This window comes from Nonomuraea sp. NPDC005650 (assembly GCF_040605375.1).
Taxonomy (GTDB): Bacteria; Actinomycetota; Actinomycetes; order Streptosporangiales; family Streptosporangiaceae; genus Nonomuraea.
Window position 1 is genome coordinate 51656 of sequence record NZ_JBEXCR010000006.1, and the last position, 14912, is coordinate 66567.

Here is a 14912-nt window from a genome sequence, read left to right on the forward strand (position 1 = left end):
CCGGACGTGCCGTGGAATTTCGAGTTCTGGGACCTGTCGAGGTCCGTGCCGACGGCGGGGAGCCCGTCGGCCTGGGCGGGGCCCGCCCGCGCGCGGTGCTGGCCCGGCTCCTCATCGCGCGCAGGGTCGTGGTCTCCACCGACGCCCTGATCCATGACCTGTACGGGGACACGCCGCCGCCCAGCGCGCTGTCGTCGCTGCACTCGTACGTGTCGAACCTGCGCCGGGCGATCGAGCCGGACCGCGGCCCCTGGGCCAAGCCCAAGGTGCTGGTCGGCCGCCCGCCCGGCTACGTGCTGGCCGCCGGCGACGTGGACGCGGCGCGGTTCGAGGAGCTGGTGAGCCGGTCGGAGTTCCAGTCTCCGCGGGACGCGCTGGCCGGCCTGGACACGGCGCTCGGGCTGTGGCGGGGCGTGCCGTACGGGGAGTTCGGCGAGGAGTCCTGGGCCCTGACCGAGGTGAGCCGGCTGCGCGAGCTGCGGCTGGTCGCGCTCGAACGGCGCGCCCGGGCGCTGCTCGACCTGGGCCGCCCGCAGGCCGTGATCACGGACCTGGAGGCGGAGACGGCCGAGAACCCGCTGCGCGAGCGGCTGTGGTGCCTGCTCGCGCTGGCCCTGTACCGCACGGGGCGGCAGGCGGACGCGCTGGCCGTGCTGCGCCGCGCGGCCCGGCTGCTGGCCGACCAGCTCGGCCTCGATCCCGGCCCGGAGCTGCGCTCCCTCGAACAGGACATCCTCCGCCAGGCCGACTCGCTGGCCCCTTCGGCCGTGCCGCCCCGGGCGGAGCCGGCGCGGCCCGGCCGGGACGACCGGCTCGCCGAGCTGATGGCGCTGCCCGCGCGGGCCGCCGGAGCGGGTCTGCGGCTGGCGGCGGTGAGCGGCGAGGCGGGGATCGGCAAGACGTTCCTGCTGGAGGAGTTCGGCGAGCGCTGCTCGGCCCGGCTCGGGCAGCTCGTGCTCTGGGGGCGCTGCCACGACGCCGAGGGGCTGCCGCCGCTGTGGCCCTGGCTCCAGGTGCTGCGCACGCTCGAACAGCACTGCCCGCCCCGCGACCGGCAACCCCTGACCGCCCTGCTCGACGCCGACCTCCCGGCCGACGCTCCCCGCCCCGCCCACCCAGACCGCCCGGCCGACGCTCCCTGCCCCGCCCGCACGGACCGCCCGACCGACGCTTCCCGCCCCGCCGACGCGCACGCCGTCGCGCGGTGGCTGGCCGCGGCCGCGCGCGTCCGGCCGCTGGTGATCATCCTGGACGACCTGCAGCGGGCCGACCCGGCGTCGCTGGACCTGCTCAGGAACCTGGTCCCGCGGCTGGACGGCGCGGCCGTCACGCTGGTCGCCGCGTTCCGCCCCGGTTTCGACGACCCGCTGAGCCGGCCGGCCCGCTACGACCTGGTACGCCTGCGCGTCCACGGCCTCGCCCCGGAGGCCGTGCGGGCCATTGCGGCCGACCTGGGGATGCCGCTCGACGCCGAGGCCGCGGCGCGGCTGACCGACCGCACCGGCGGCAACCCCTTCTTCGTACGGGAATGCGTCCGGCTACGGGCCGGCGGGCACCCCGCGAACGCCACCCCCGAGGCGGTCACCGAGCTGGTGCGGTCACAACTCTCCACCTTGGTGCCGGACGCTGTGCCGCACGTGTTCTCGGACGTGCTGGCGGTCGCGGCGCTGCTCGGCAGGGAGTTCGACCCGGCGATCGTGGCGCAGGTGGCGGGCCCCGGAACGGCCGACCTGCTCGACCGTGCGACCCGCGCGGGCCTCCTCGTCCCCAGCGACCCGCCCACCCCGACGACCCGCACGTCCCTCTCCGACGACGAGCCCGACCTGGGGACGGCCGGGGCCGGTGGCCGGTTGGCGTTCGTTCACGGTCTGGTCAGGGAGGTGCTGGCCGGGGAGCTCCCGCCCCGCCGCAGGGCCGCCATCCACCGCGAGCTGGCCGCCGCGCTGGCCGCCCGCCCATCCGCCGACGTGGCCGCCGTCGCCCGTCACGCCGTCCAGGCGGGCGCCCACGGCGAGGCCGTGCGCTGGGCCGTGGCCGCCGCGGAGCAGGCGGGCCTGCGCCTGGCGTACGCGGAGGCGGCCGGGTGGTGGGGCCACGCGGTGGCCGCCCACGACGCCTCGGGCGGCAACCCCGCCCAGCACGTGGAGCTGCTGCTCCACCACGTCCAGGCTCTGGAGGCGGCCGGCGACCAGGACACCGCCCGCCGCGCCAGAGCCGCCGCCCTGCGCGCCGCCGACCGGGCCGACGCGGGCGCCGGGCTGGCGGTACGCGCCCTCACCGCGCTCGGCACGCCGTCCCTGGCACTGCTGCGTGACCCGTACCAGGGGGTCGAGCAGCACCAGGACGGCCCCCACCCGCGCACCCGCCGGCTCGCCGTCCCCCGGCCCCGAGCCCTCACCGGGCTGACGGACCTCACGGGCGAGTTACGCGACCTGGCGGAGCACACCCGCAGCCCCCAGGCCGAGCTGCTCGCCGGCATGGTGGACGCCTGCGCCCGCCTGGAGGCGTTCGACGTGGCCGGCGCCGACCGGGCCGCCGCACGCTGCGACGCCCTGCTGGAACGCCTGCCGCTGCCCTGGCCCCGCTTCCAGCACACCCTCTGGCGGGCCAACCGGCTCGCCCTCGACGGCCGCTTCGACGACGCCGGCCACCTCTACGACGACGCCGACGACCAGGCCCGCCACCTCGGCCTCTGGCACGCCCGCCCGGCCGTCGCCGCCGGTCGCGTCGCCCTGGCCTGCCACCGCGGCGACCTCGCCGACGCCGCACCCCTCGTCGCCGCCCTCCGCGGCGTCCACCCCACCCTCCACCACGACGCCACGACCCTCCTGCTGTGCGCCCAAGGCCACCTCGACCAGGCCCGCCGCCTCAACGGCGGCCCGCGCCCCGCCCCGCCCCGCGACTGGTCCTGGCTGGCGGCCACCTGCCTGCGCGCCGCCGCCGTCGCCGCGCTCGGGCGTACCCACGAATGCCGCACCACGTACGCCGCCCTGCTCCCCTACGGCGGCCGCGTCTCCGCCCTGTCAGCCGTGCTGTGCATGGGCCCCGTCGACTGGTACCTCGCCCTGCTCGCCACCGCCGGCGGACACCACGACGCCGCCACCGCCCACCTCGTCACCCTCGAACAGCAGGCCGACGCGGCCGGCCTGCGCTGGTGGCGCGACCGCGCCGCCGCCGCCACCCGCACGCCCCTCCACGTGGCCACCAGAGCGTGAGCCCGGCCGGATCACGTGCCGGCCAGCGGTTGGCTGAGCAGCCGGCGCCCCTCGTCCTGGAAACCGCGCTTGCCGTAGAAGTCGAGGAGATGGCCCACGTCGTTGCCGTTGGGGGCGATCACGACCTCCAGGAGGGAGCAGCCCCGCTCCTCGGCCCAACGCCGGCTGTCCTCGATCAGCCGGTTGGCCACGCCGCGCCTGCGCGCCTCCGGGGCGACGTAGAGGTCTTCGAGCTCGGCGATCAGCCCGGACTCCAGCCCGAACGAGGTCGTGGTGATCGCGAACGCGACGACCCGGCCCGCGTCCTCGCTCACCGCGACCCGGGCCGCGGACGAGGTGACCAAGGTGGCGAGGTTGGCTCTGAGCTCGCCTTCTGGCGTGGTGAAGCCGTCCTCCTCGTAGAAGGCGACGGCGAGGGAGAGCAGGGCTGGCAGGTCGGATTCACGGGCCGTACGAAGTGACATGGGAGCCATGCTCCCGGCCCGTCCGTCGCCCCCGCCAGCCGTTTTCGCGGCACCGCGCAGCTAGGGCCTCATCAGCCTGCGGGCGATCACCCGCAGGGCGAGGACCTCGTCGGCGCCCTCGAAGATGGACAGCACGCGCGCGTCCACGAACAGCCGCGAGATGCCGTACTCCTCCGCATACCCGTAGCCGCCGTGCAGCTGCTGGGCCTCCCTGGTGACCCATTCGGCCGCCCGGCAGGCGAGCTGCTTCACCTGCGCCGCCTCCAGCTGGCCGTCGCCGGCCGTCACGGCCCGCGCCGCCGCGAACGCGAAGGCCCGGCAGGCGGCGATCAAGGCGGCCATTCTGGCGATCTTGGCGCGGGTCAGCTGGTAGTCCGCGAGCGGCCGGCCGAAGACCGACCGCTGGCGCGCGTAGTCCACGGCCAGCTCCAGCGCCGACTGCATGACCCCGACGGCCCTGGCGGCGGTCTGCAGCCGCGCGTTCGCGAACGCCTGCATCTGCAGGTAGAAGCCGCGCCCGCGGCCGCCCTCCCCGCCGATCAGGTCGGTCGCGGGGACGCGCCAGCCGTCGAAGCGCACCTCGAACGAGTGCATGCCCCGGTAGCCGAGCGTGCTGATGGCGCGCCCCTCGACGGACCCGCCGCCCTCCTGGGTGAGGCGCCATTCGCGGCCGGGGAAGGAGGGCTTGTCCACCACGAAGAGCGACAGGCCCCGGTGCCCGGCCGGGTCGGTACGGGCCAGGACGAGGAGGTAGTGGGCGCGGCCGGCGAACGTGCACCAGGTCTTGACGCCGTTCAGCACCCATTCGTCGCCGTCGCGGGTCGCGTTCGTGGCGATCCGGGCGACGTCGGAGCCGAAGTCGGGCTCGGTCACCGCCACGGCGCACAGCCTCTCCCCCGAGGCGATCATCGGCAACCAGCGCCGCTTCTGCTCCTCGGTGCCACCGCGGGCGATCGCGGTGGCGATGATCTCGGGCCGCGTGATGAGCGAGCCGGCGGCCCCCAGCGAGGCCCGGGACAGCTCCTCGGTGACGACCAGCATGGCGGCCGGCGTGGCGGCCGGCTCGTCGCCTTCGGCGCCGCCGCCGTACTCGGCCGGGATCGACAGCCCGAAGCAGCCCATGCCGGCGAGCCCGTCGATGATGTCGGCGGGGATGTCCTCGTCGTCGCGGTGGATCCGGTCGGCGACGGGGGCGACGCGGTCGGCGGCGAACTCGCGGAAGGCGGCGCGGACCAGCTCCAGCTCGGCGGACAGGTGCCGCGGCCCCGCCTCGCCGGTGGCCAGCACGCGCTCGGCGACGCGTTCCAGGAACGCCGGGTCGCGACCTGCGGCGATGTACGCGGCGACACCGTCCAGAGCCGTCCCGTCCACGCCCCACAGGGACTCCCTGCCGGTCAGGCGGCCGACCAGGTCGGCGGCGACGTCGGCGGCGTAGAGCAGCGCCAGGTCCGCGTCGTGGTCGAGCAGCTCGCCCGCCGCCGCCACGGCCGCCGACATCGACGCCACGTCGTAGGCCACGGCCTGGTCCCGTTCGGCGGAGGCGACGTGGGCGGCGGCCGCGCCGACGACGCCCCGCAGCGCCTCGACCACGGCACGCGCCCGGCCGGGCTCTGCCCCCTCACTCATGCTCGATCACCAGCGTGCTGTGGGGCTCGTCGTCCTGGCCGAACACGCCCAGCGTGTCCGCGTCGATCCGCCGCAACAGCGCGGGCCGGCCGCAGAACAGGGGCCTGCGGTTGCGGTGCCGCAGGCGCGCCACGGGCGACTGACGCCCCTCCAGGCGCAGGACCTCCGCCAGGGCGAGCGTCATCAGGGGCCCGTGCACCACCAGGCCGGGGTAGCCCTCGACGCGGGTGGCGTACGGCCAGTCGTAGTGGATCCGGTGGGGGTTGGACGTCGCCGCGCTGAACCGCATCAGCAGCGTCGGGTCCGTGGCGAACCGCCAGTCCCGCTCCCCCGCCCGGGTGAACGGGGCGCCGGCGGGGGCCAGTGCCGCCGCGGGCTCGGCCGGGGGCGCGTCAGGCGGGACGGCACCGACCTCCCGGTAGATGAGGTCCTGCCGCTCCTCGACGGCGAGCCGGTCGTGCTCGTCGTACAGCCGGATGGAAACGACCACGACGACCAGCCGGCCCGAGCGCCCGGACTTCTCGGTGACCGACTCCACGCGCGCCTCCCGGCGTACGGTGCCGCCCACCGCGAGCGGGGCGTGGAAGGCGACCTCGCCGCCCGCGAACATCCGCCGCGGCAGCTCCACCGGAGGCAGGAACGACCCGCACGCCGGATGGCCGTCCGCGCCGAGCACGGACGAGACGGGCCAGCGGGCCAGGGCGAGCCAGTGCCACAGCGGCGGCAGCGCGTCCCCCGGGCCGATCGCGGGCGTGCCGTCGTCGAACAGCGCCGACAGCGCGGCGACCGGGCCCGGCTCCACGGTCTCCCTGGTGGTGAGGGTGTGCGGTGCCCAGCTCATGCGGACCTTTCCTGCTTCGTCCGGATGACGCCGTTCTCGCGCAGCGCCGCCAGATCCGTCGCGGACAGGCCCAGCTCGGCCCGCAGCACCTCGTCGGTGTGCCCGCCGACCGCCGGCGCCGCCCGCGGAGGTGCTTGCTCGCCGTCCATCACCAGCGGCGAACCGGGCGCCCAGTGCTCGCCGACCCCGGGCTGCGTGACCTTGCCCATCAGCGGGTTCGCGGGCAGCGTCGCGACCAGCTCCGTGAAGCTCCGGTACGTCGACCACAGCACGCGGGTGGCCCGCAGCGCCTCCTCGGCCTCGGCGAGCGTACGGGTCTCGAACCAGCCCGCGATCAGGTCGCCGAGCACCCTGCGGTGCCGGTAGCGCGCGGACTCCTCGCCGAAGTCGACCCCGAGGGCGGCGGCCAGCGCGGAGACCACGCCGGTGAGGCCGGTGGCGGCGAGCAGGTCGCGCCAGTGCCCGCCGGTGAGCGCCACGACCATCAGCCGCCCGCCGTCGGCGGTGACGAAGTCCCGGCCGAAGGTGCCGTAGACGTGGTTGCCGACCCGCTCGCGCGGCGTGCTGCTCAGCTGCGCCTCGGCGAGGTAGCCGAGGCTTCCCGCCGCCGCCAGGGCGACGTCCTCCAGCGCGACCCGCACCTGCTGCCCCTCGCCCGTGAGGACGCGGTGCCGCTCCGCGGCCAGCAGCCCGATCGCCAGATAGAGGCCGGCGGCCAGGTCCCAGGCGGGCACCACGCCGTTCACCGGCTGCGCCGCGTCCTCCGGGCCGGTCAGCAGGGGGAATCCGGTCGCCGCCTGGATCGTGTAGTCGACCGCGGTCCCGCCGTCGCGGCGGCCGGTGAGCAGCACGTGGATCACGTCGGGGCGGCGGGCGCGCAGCGCCTCGAAGGTCAGCTCCGGGTGCCGGTCGGAGTTGCTGATCACGATCCCGCCGCGCGGTCCCCCGCCGACGACCAGATCGGCGACGAGCCGGCGCCCCTCCTCCGCGGACAGGTCCACCTCGACGGCGCGTTTGCCCTTGTTGAGCCCCGACCAGTACAGGCTCGTGCCGCTCTCGGCCAGCGGCCAGCGGGTGCGGTCGGGGGCCCCGCCGATCGGCTCGACCCGGATCACGTCGGCGCCCAGCTGCGCCAGCGTCATCCCGCTCAGCGGCGTGGCCACGTAGCTGGAGAGCTCGACGACGCGCAGCCCGCTCAGCGGTCGCGCGGCGCTCGTCATCGGCCCTCGCCCTCGGTGTGGGGCCCGTCGCTGTCGATCTCGTCGCGGTCGCGCACCCGACCAACCTAACCGAAGCGGTCGCGGACCCGCCCAACCTGACCGAAGCGGTCGCGGGCCCGATCGGCGCGCTCGCTAACATCCGTGTCGGACGAACTGAAAGGCACGGCATGAGCGAGCGCAGCGAGCGACCCATTAGACACAGCCGAGCCTCGCTCGGGCGACCGACGAAGGAGGGCGCGTGAGCGAGCACCCCCTGTGGCCCACCATCGGCGAGGCGACCATCACCGCCTTCCCCGTACACCACGACGGCCCCAGCCCGGCCGTCGTGGTCTTCCCGGGCGGCGCCTACCACCACCTCGCCGACCACGAAAGCGATCCGATCGCGCGGTGGCTCAACTCGCTGGGCATCACGGCGTTCGTCCTGCGCTACCGGATCGCGCCGCACCGCCACCCGCTGCCCCTGCTCGACGCCGCCCGGGCCGTGCGCTGGGTCCGGCACCACGCCGCGTCGACCGGTGTGGACCCGGCCCGCGTGGGGGTGCTCGGCTTCTCGGCGGGCGGCCACCTGGCCGGGCTGCTCGCCACCGAGGCGGGCTCCATGCTGCCGGAGGGCCCGCACGACGACGTCGACCGGGCCGACCCTCGCCCCGGGCTCGCCGTGCTCTGCTATCCCGTCGCCGAGCTCACCGGACCGGCCGCGCACCAGGGCTCCGCCGCGAACCTGCTCGGCCAGGACGCCCCCGAGTCCGTACGCGCCGAGCTGTCGATCGCCGGCCGCGTCGGCCCGGCCACGCCGCCCATGTTCCTGTGGCACACGGCCGACGACGAGGCGGTCCCCGTCGAGAACACCTTCCAGGTCGCCCGGGCGCTGGCCCGCCACGAGATCCCCCTGGAGGTCCACGTCTATCCCAGCGGCCGGCACGGGCTGGGGCTGGCCGACGACGATCCCGTCGTGGGCGACTGGACCAGCCGCTGCGCCGCCTTCCTGCGCGCCCGAGGCTGGTGAGCGGCCCCGGATGAGCGGCCCTCGTCGCTAGGTCCAGCGGGTGAGCTTCTCGGGGTTGCGGACCGCCCAGACGCGGTCGACGAGGCCGCCCGCGATCGTCACCGAGACCACGGCGAGGGTACGTCCCGCCCCGTCGCGGGCCACCAGCCCCGCCTGCCCGTTCACGGTGGCCGGCTCGATGGTCAGGTCGGGTTGCCGCCGGCGCACGCCGAGGAGGAGCCTGGCGATCGCGTCGGCTCCGTGGACGGGCCGGAGCGTCGCGCCGACCACGCCGCCGCCGTCGGTGACGGCGGTCGCGTCCGGGTCGAGGAACCCGACGAGGGCCTTCAGGTCGCCGTTCTCCCAGGCGGACCTGAGCGCGGCGACGACGCGCGTCCGTTCCTCGGAGTGGACGCGGCCGTGACCGCGTTCCCGGACGCGGCGGCGGGCCGAGGAGGCGAGCTTGCGGCAGGCCTGCGGCGAGCGGCCCGGCCGGGTGACCGCAGGGGCTACCCGTGCCAGATCCGCAGGTAGGCGTCGCGGTAGCCGCGCGGGTCCCAGGACGTGGCGGAGTCGACGTTCGCCTCCGTGGTCAGGTGCACCGGCGTCACGTAGCCGCTCGGCGGGCTCCCGGCGAACGCGCGGTTCAACTCGTCGACGATCTGGCTGCCCTGCGCGTTCAGCGGCTCCGGGACGGTCGCGTGCTGGAACTGCCGGGCGCGGATCCGCTGGAACGCCGACGGGTCGCCGTCCCCGGCGCCGATGGAGTAGGGCGGCCCCTTGCCGGGCCGGCCGGCCGCGCGCAGCGCCGGGGCGGCGTCGGCGAAGTAGACGTCGTTGATGGCGACCGAGTACGTCCACCGCTCCCCGAAGCGTGACAGCAGGGACGAGACCTGCTGCGGCGTGCGGCTGCCCGCGTCGGGGAGCGGGATGTTCTGGTAGGAGAGGAGCCGCATGCCGGAGCAGGTCGCCAGGACCTCCTTGATGAGCCGGGACTTGTTCTCGGCGAACGGGATCGAGGAGTCGGTGAAGATCACGACGCCGGCCCTGCCGTTCGACCTGGCGATGATCCAGTACGCGCTGATCCGCGCCACGTCCTCCACCCGGCTCGTGACGTTGGTGAAGAGCCGGGGATCCGCGCTGGGGCCCGGCGACCGGGTCGCGTGCCAGCCCACGAGCTGGATCCCGGCGGCGTTGGCCTGCTTGATCTGCTGCGCCACGGACCCCGGGTCGAACCCGCCGAGGACGATGCCCGACGGCCGCAGGGCGATCGCCTCGCCCAGGGCCACCCGGATCCCGGCGGGGGTGCCCTGGCCGTCGACCACGCGGAAGCTCCACCGTACGGATCGGGCGGCCTCCCGTACGCCTTTCGCGGTGCCGGCCACGCCGGGGTTGGTCATGGTCGCGGCGACGAAGACGATGCTCTTGCCGGGGACGGCGCGCGGCCCGGTCGTGGGGCCGCTCCAGGGCACGTTCATCGACTCGGCCCGCGCGACCGCCCGCCGGGCGGTGTGCACCAGCTCGTGGCACGCCCCTCCGGCCGCGGGGAGCGGGGGGCCGCCCGAGCAGCCGCCCGCGATCAGCGCGATGGCCACGAGGCGGGCGAGGTTCACGGCCGGCTCCGCACCCGGCCGGTGTGCGCCCGGCGCCGCGCGGAGTAGCCGGCCAGGCCGACCGCGACGAGCAGGGTGGCGCCGTTGAACAGCGGGGTCACCCAGAAGTCCGCGCCCAGCTGGCTGATGCCGGACAGCCCGATGGCCAGGACCGCGATGGCGACGACCGTGCCCCAGGCGTTGGCCCGCCCGGGCTTGACCGTGGTGGAGCCGAGCAGCGCGGCGACGAACGCCGGCAACAGGTAGTCCAGCCCGACGCTCGGGTTGCCGATCTGCTGCTGGGCCGCGAAGAGCACGCCCGCGAAGCCGGTCACCAGGCCGGATCCCGCGAAGGCGAGCACGACGTACCTGCGGATCGGGATCCCGACCAGCTCGGCCGCCCGCGGGTTCGAGCCGATGACGTAGAGGTAGCGGCCCACGGGAAGGCGTTCCAGCGCGAGCCACAGCACGGCGGCCAGGGCGAGCACGTAGAACGCGGGCGCCGGCAGGCCGAGGAGCGTCGAGTCGTACAGGTCGGTGAGGCCCTCGGGCAGGCCCTGCGGGCCGGGGAAGATCCGGGCGCCCTGGGTCACCCAGCCCGTGACGGCGTACAGGATGCTGCCGGTGCCGAGGGTCGCGATGAACGAGTCGATCCGCGCGAACTCCACGAGCAGGCCGTTGACCGCGCCGACCGCCAGCCCGCCGGCGAGCACGGCCAGGCACGCCTCCGGCCACCGCCAGCCGGCGTTCACGACCAGCACCAGCGTCATGACGTGCGACAGGCCCAGGCCGTAGCCGATGGACAGGTCGAAGTTCCCGGTGACGATGGGGAGCATCGCGCCCAGCGCCAGTACCGCGATGATCGAATAGGCGGAGACGATCGCGGTCAGGTTGGCCATGGTGGGGAACGTGTCCGGCAGCGCCAGCGCGAACGCGGCGAACAGGATGACGGCCAGCGTGAGCAGCCCGTACCCGCCGATCAGGTGGCCGGGGGAGAGCCGTCTCCGGGGCGTGCGCTCGTTCCTCAGCAACGGTCCGTCCCAGGGGCGGCCCCAGGGGTGGCCCCAGAGGTGGCCGTGGCCGCCCGGGTGAGGGCGGCCACGGTGAGGGCGTCGCCGCTCAGCTCGGCGGTCACCGTTCCGCGCGCGAACACGAGCGCGCGGTCGCACATGTGCGCGACCTCCTCGAAGTCGGCGGAGACCAGGAGCGCGGCGGCCCCGGCCGCCAGGGCCTCGTCGAGCAGCCGGTGGATCTCGGGTCTGGCGCCGACGTCGACCCCGGCGGTGGGCTCCTCCAGGATCAGGAGCCGCCGGCGGGCCCCGATCCAGCGGCCGATCAGCACCTTCTGCTGGTTTCCTCCGGACAGGGCGGCGAACGGCGTCTCCGGGTCGGCGGGGCGGACGCCCAGGCGTTCGACGAGCGCCGCCGTCTCGGCGCGCTCGCGGCGCGGGCTGAGCGGGCTCAGCGGCGACCGGCCGCGCGCGCCGGGGTTGGCCAGCAGGTTCTCCCGCACGCTCAGGTCCGCGGCGCCCCCTTCCTCCTGCCGGTTGCCGGACACGAAGCCGACCCCGGCGCCGACGGCCGCCGCGACCGAGGCCGGCCGGTACGGGCCGCCGGCGAGCAGCACGCGGCCCGCCCGCATGGGGTACGCGCCGGCCAGCGCTCGGCCCAGGTCCACGTGCCCGGCTCCCGTGAGCCCGACGAGGCCCAGCGACTCCCCGGAGCGCAGGTCGAACCCGACCGGGCCCGCCCGCCCGGCGCACACGCCGTCCAGGCTCAACAGGACCTCCCCCGGCCCGCGGGCCCGGCCCCGCCGACGGACCCCGGCCTCCCGCCTGCCCTCCCGCCCGGCCTCCCGGCCGACGATGTCGCGCACGAGGTCGGCCTGGGCTCGGCCGGCGAGCGGCCCCTGGCTGACGAGGCGGCCGTCGCGCAGGACGGCGACCCTGTCGGCGATCCGGTAGACCTCGTCGAGCCGGTGGCTGACGTACAGGATCCCGTGACCCCGGCCCCGGAGCGTCCGCAGGACGTCGAAGAGGCGCTCGCACTCGGCGGCGGACAGGAAGGCGGTCGGCTCGTCCAGCACGATGATCTCCGCGCGCGTGCCCAGCGCGCGGGCGATGGCCACCAGCGAGCGCTCCGCCCGCGTCAGGTGCGCGATCCGCTCGTCCGGGCCGAGGTGGCAGGCGACGATCCCGAGGGCGTCCAGGCAGCGGCGGCGTACGGCGCGCCAGGAGATGAGGCCGCCGCGCCGGGCGTATCCCATGCCGAGGGCGATGTTCTCCGCGACGGTCATCCACTCCACGAGGCCGAGGTCCTGGTGGATGAACGCCATGGCGGCGGAGGCGGCCTGGCTGCCCAGCGGATGGCCGGCCACGACGACCTCTCCCCCGTCGGCGTGGTGGACGCCGGCCAGGATCTTGATCAGCGTCGACTTGCCGGCGCCGTTCGCGCCGAGCAGGGCCAGGACGTCGCCGCGGCGGAGGTCGAGGTCCACTCCCCGCAGCGCGTGGATGCCGCCGAAGCGCTTGCGCAGCCCCCGGATCCGGACGAGCGGATCCGGGCCGGCCGCCGGCTCCGGCTGGGGGCGCGGGTCACTCGCCATCGGGCCGGCGCGATTCCCACGCTTTGACGATCTGTGACCTGGACGAGAAGTTCAGCTTGCGCAGGACGTTCTCGACGTGGCACTCCGCGGTGCGCTGGGCGATGACCAGGGTCTCGGCGATCTCCTTGTTGCTCATGCCCTGCGCGACGAGCCCGGCGATCTCCCGTTCCCTGCGGGTCAGGATGGACGTGGCGTCGGATTCCGGCTGGGCGCTCTCCGCGCGCCGCGCGGGCTTCTCGTCCAGCGCGTAGGCGGCGGCCTGATCGAGGGTGAGCTCCGCGCCCCGGTCGAAGGCCGCCTTGAACGCGCGTTCCGTGAGGTGCCGCCGCAGGTCGGACTCGCACCGGTAGTGGGCGCCGGCCAGGTGCGCGAGCCCGGGCAGCGAGGTGCCGATCGACTGCCAGACCATGTGGGCGGCGCCCAGCATCTGGGCGGCCTGCTCGTACCGCCCGTCGTCGGCCAGGATCCAGGCCAGCCCCTCCAGGCACTGGGCGAGGCCGAGGTGGTCGTTGCAGCGCAGCTTCAGCCGCACGGCGTCCCGCATCATGGTCACGGCATCCCGCAGGGCGCCCTGCCGCCGCCGGTCGAGGGCCGCGACCCACAGCGCGTACGAGATCGACCATTCGGCGTTCGCGCGCCGGGCCGTGTCCAGCACCTCCTCGCAGAGCACCGTGGAGCGCGGGTGGTCCATGAGGACGGCGGTCATGGCGAGCTGGAGGAGGGCCACCCACGCGTGCCCCCGGTGGCCGAGGGCGCGGCGACGGGTCAGCGCCTCGTCCAGGAGCTCCATGGCCCGGGGGAAGTCACCGGCCTGCAGCGCGGCGAACCCGGTGATGTGCAGCGCGCCGGCGAGCTGGGCCTCGTCCCCGAGCCGCTCCGCCAGCGCCTGGCACTCCTCCAGCAGCGGTTTGGCGGCCTGCGCGTCGCCCCCCAACAGCACGAGCCACGCGTCGACCCACAGGGCCTTGGCCCGCCCTGAGCCGTCCTCGGGCTCCTGCGCCAGCGCCCGTTCCAGCCAGTGGTGGCCCTCGCTCGGCGAGCTCCACGAGAGCCGGTGGCTCCACATCGCGGCGGCGATCTCGCGCGCGGCCCACGCCTCGCCCGGCTCGTTCAGGCAGAACTCCAGCGCGGCCCGCACGTTCCCCTGCTCCTGGCTGAGGCGCCCGAGCCAGTCCATCTGGTGCTCGCCGAACCACTCCTCCTCCGAGCTCGCCGCCAACCGGCGGCACCAGTCGCGGTGCCGCAGCCGCAGGGCCCGGTCCTGGCCGGAGGCGACGAGCCGCGTCCACCCGTACTGGCGCAGCGTGTCGAGCATCTCGAAGCGCACGGCGGAGCCCTGCCTGCGGCGCTGCACGATCGACTTGTCCACCAGCTGGGTCAGCAGGTCCATGAGGCTCTCCGGGGCGGTCCCGTCCCCGGAGCACACGTGCTCGATCGCGTCCAGGCCGCAGCCGCCGGAGAAGACCGACAGCCGCTCCCACAGCGTCCGCTCGTCGTCGGAGCAGAGGTCGTAACTCCAGTCCACCAGCGCCCTGAGCGTCTTCTGGCGCGGCGGCGCGGTGGTGGGGCCGGTGGTCAGCAGCCGGAACCGGTCGTCGAGGCGCTCCAGGATCTGGTCCACGGACAGGACCAGGACGCGTACCGCCGCGAGCTCGATGGCGAGGGGGATGCCGTCCAGGCGCCGGCACAGCCGCGCCACCGCCGCGCTGTTGGCCTCCGTGACCCTGAACTCATGCACGGCCGAGGCGGCCCGGTCCTCGAACAGGCGCACCGCCTCGTTCTCCAGGGCGCCGTCCATCGACAGCTCGGCCTGCTCCGGCACGTTCAGCGGCGGGACCTCGAGGACCAGCTCCCCCGGGACGTGCAGCGCCTGCCGGCTGGTGGCCAGGACGCGCAGCTCGGGGGCCATCTCCAGTAGGTCGCCGACCAGGGCGGCGACCTGGGGCAGCAGGTGCTCGCAGTTGTCCAGCACCAGCAGCAGCCGTTTGTCGTGCAGGTATTCGGCGAGGGAGGCCGGATCCTGCCGGGGGCATCCGACGGCGTCGGCGACCGTCTCGGTGAGCAGGGCACCAGCCACCAGCGGGGCCAGGTCGACCAGCCAGACCCCGTCGTCGAACTCCCGCGACATCTCCGCCGCGATCCGCCGCGCCAGCCGCGTCTTGCCCACCCCGCCGACGCCGGTGAGCGTCAGGAGCCGGCCCGCGGAGAGCAAGCGCTTGCCCTCGGTGATCTCGTTCCTGCGACCGACGAAGCTCGTGAGCTCCAGTGGCAGATTCCCCGCACGCGACCGCGCCATCGCCTCCATAACTTCCACAAACCTCGTCACCCGTGCGCGCCCTCGCAGGCCTCAGATATTTGCTACCC

General features: G+C 75.3%; 11 protein-coding genes. 2 read left to right on the plus strand and 9 right to left on the minus strand.

Annotation, left to right across the window (positions count from 1 at the left end; translation table 11 throughout):
- Positions 1-11 precede the first annotated feature (11 nt).
- A complete protein-coding gene (locus tag ABZS69_RS11905) occupies positions 12-3215 on the plus strand; it encodes a BTAD domain-containing putative transcriptional regulator (protein WP_355369955.1) in 3204 nt (1067 codons plus the stop codon).
- Between the two features lie 11 nt (positions 3216-3226).
- Here the strand turns inward: ABZS69_RS11905 and ABZS69_RS11910 are convergent, their stop codons facing one another.
- The 4 genes from ABZS69_RS11910 to ABZS69_RS11925 are packed head-to-tail and all read right to left on the minus strand — an operon-like array spanning position 3227 to position 7366.
- Positions 3227-3688 carry a GNAT family N-acetyltransferase gene (locus ABZS69_RS11910; RefSeq protein ID WP_355369957.1) on the minus strand — a complete coding sequence of 154 codons (462 nt, stop codon included), beginning with the start codon at positions 3686-3688 and terminating at the stop codon, positions 3227-3229.
- 51 nt (positions 3689-3739) lie between these two features.
- On the minus strand, positions 3740-5305 hold the full coding sequence (locus ABZS69_RS11915; RefSeq protein WP_355369959.1) for an acyl-CoA dehydrogenase family protein: 1566 nt from the start codon (positions 5303-5305) through the stop codon (positions 3740-3742).
- Positions 5298-6146 carry a MaoC family dehydratase N-terminal domain-containing protein gene (locus ABZS69_RS11920; protein WP_355369961.1) on the minus strand — a complete coding sequence of 283 codons (849 nt, stop codon included), beginning with the start codon at positions 6144-6146 and terminating at the stop codon, positions 5298-5300. The genes ABZS69_RS11915 and ABZS69_RS11920 overlap by 8 nt, the downstream gene beginning before the upstream one ends.
- Positions 6143-7366, minus strand: a complete 1224-nt coding sequence (locus ABZS69_RS11925; protein ID WP_355369963.1) for a CoA transferase — start codon at positions 7364-7366, stop codon at positions 6143-6145. Before ABZS69_RS11925 ends, ABZS69_RS11920 begins: the two co-directional genes overlap by 4 nt.
- Positions 7367-7604: 238 nt before the next feature.
- Between ABZS69_RS11925 and ABZS69_RS11930 the strand changes: the two genes are divergently transcribed.
- The gene (locus tag ABZS69_RS11930; RefSeq protein ID WP_355369965.1) at positions 7605-8372 is read left to right on the plus strand and encodes an alpha/beta hydrolase; all 768 of its coding nucleotides are present in this window, start codon (positions 7605-7607) and stop codon (positions 8370-8372) included.
- Positions 8373-8399: 27 nt separating this feature from the next.
- Here ABZS69_RS11930 and ABZS69_RS11935 read toward each other — a convergent pair whose 3' ends face one another.
- The 5 genes from ABZS69_RS11935 to ABZS69_RS11955 form a co-directional block, all read right to left on the minus strand.
- Positions 8400-8642 carry a hypothetical protein gene (locus ABZS69_RS11935; RefSeq protein WP_355369967.1) on the minus strand — a complete coding sequence of 81 codons (243 nt, stop codon included), beginning with the start codon at positions 8640-8642 and terminating at the stop codon, positions 8400-8402.
- Positions 8643-8860: 218 nt separating this feature from the next.
- Complete coding sequence (locus ABZS69_RS11940; RefSeq protein WP_355369969.1) at positions 8861-9964, minus strand: substrate-binding domain-containing protein; 1104 nt, start codon at positions 9962-9964, stop codon at positions 8861-8863.
- Entirely contained in the window at positions 9961-10974 is a 1014-nt protein-coding gene (locus tag ABZS69_RS11945) for an ABC transporter permease (RefSeq protein WP_355369971.1), read from the minus strand. Before ABZS69_RS11945 ends, ABZS69_RS11940 begins: the two co-directional genes overlap by 4 nt.
- Positions 10968-12548 carry a sugar ABC transporter ATP-binding protein gene (locus ABZS69_RS11950; RefSeq protein WP_355369973.1) on the minus strand — a complete coding sequence of 527 codons (1581 nt, stop codon included), beginning with the start codon at positions 12546-12548 and terminating at the stop codon, positions 10968-10970. The genes ABZS69_RS11945 and ABZS69_RS11950 overlap by 7 nt, the downstream gene beginning before the upstream one ends.
- Positions 12538-14844, minus strand: a complete 2307-nt coding sequence (locus ABZS69_RS11955; RefSeq protein ID WP_355369975.1) for a LuxR C-terminal-related transcriptional regulator — start codon at positions 14842-14844, stop codon at positions 12538-12540. Before ABZS69_RS11955 ends, ABZS69_RS11950 begins: the two co-directional genes overlap by 11 nt.
- Positions 14845-14912 lie beyond the last annotated feature (68 nt).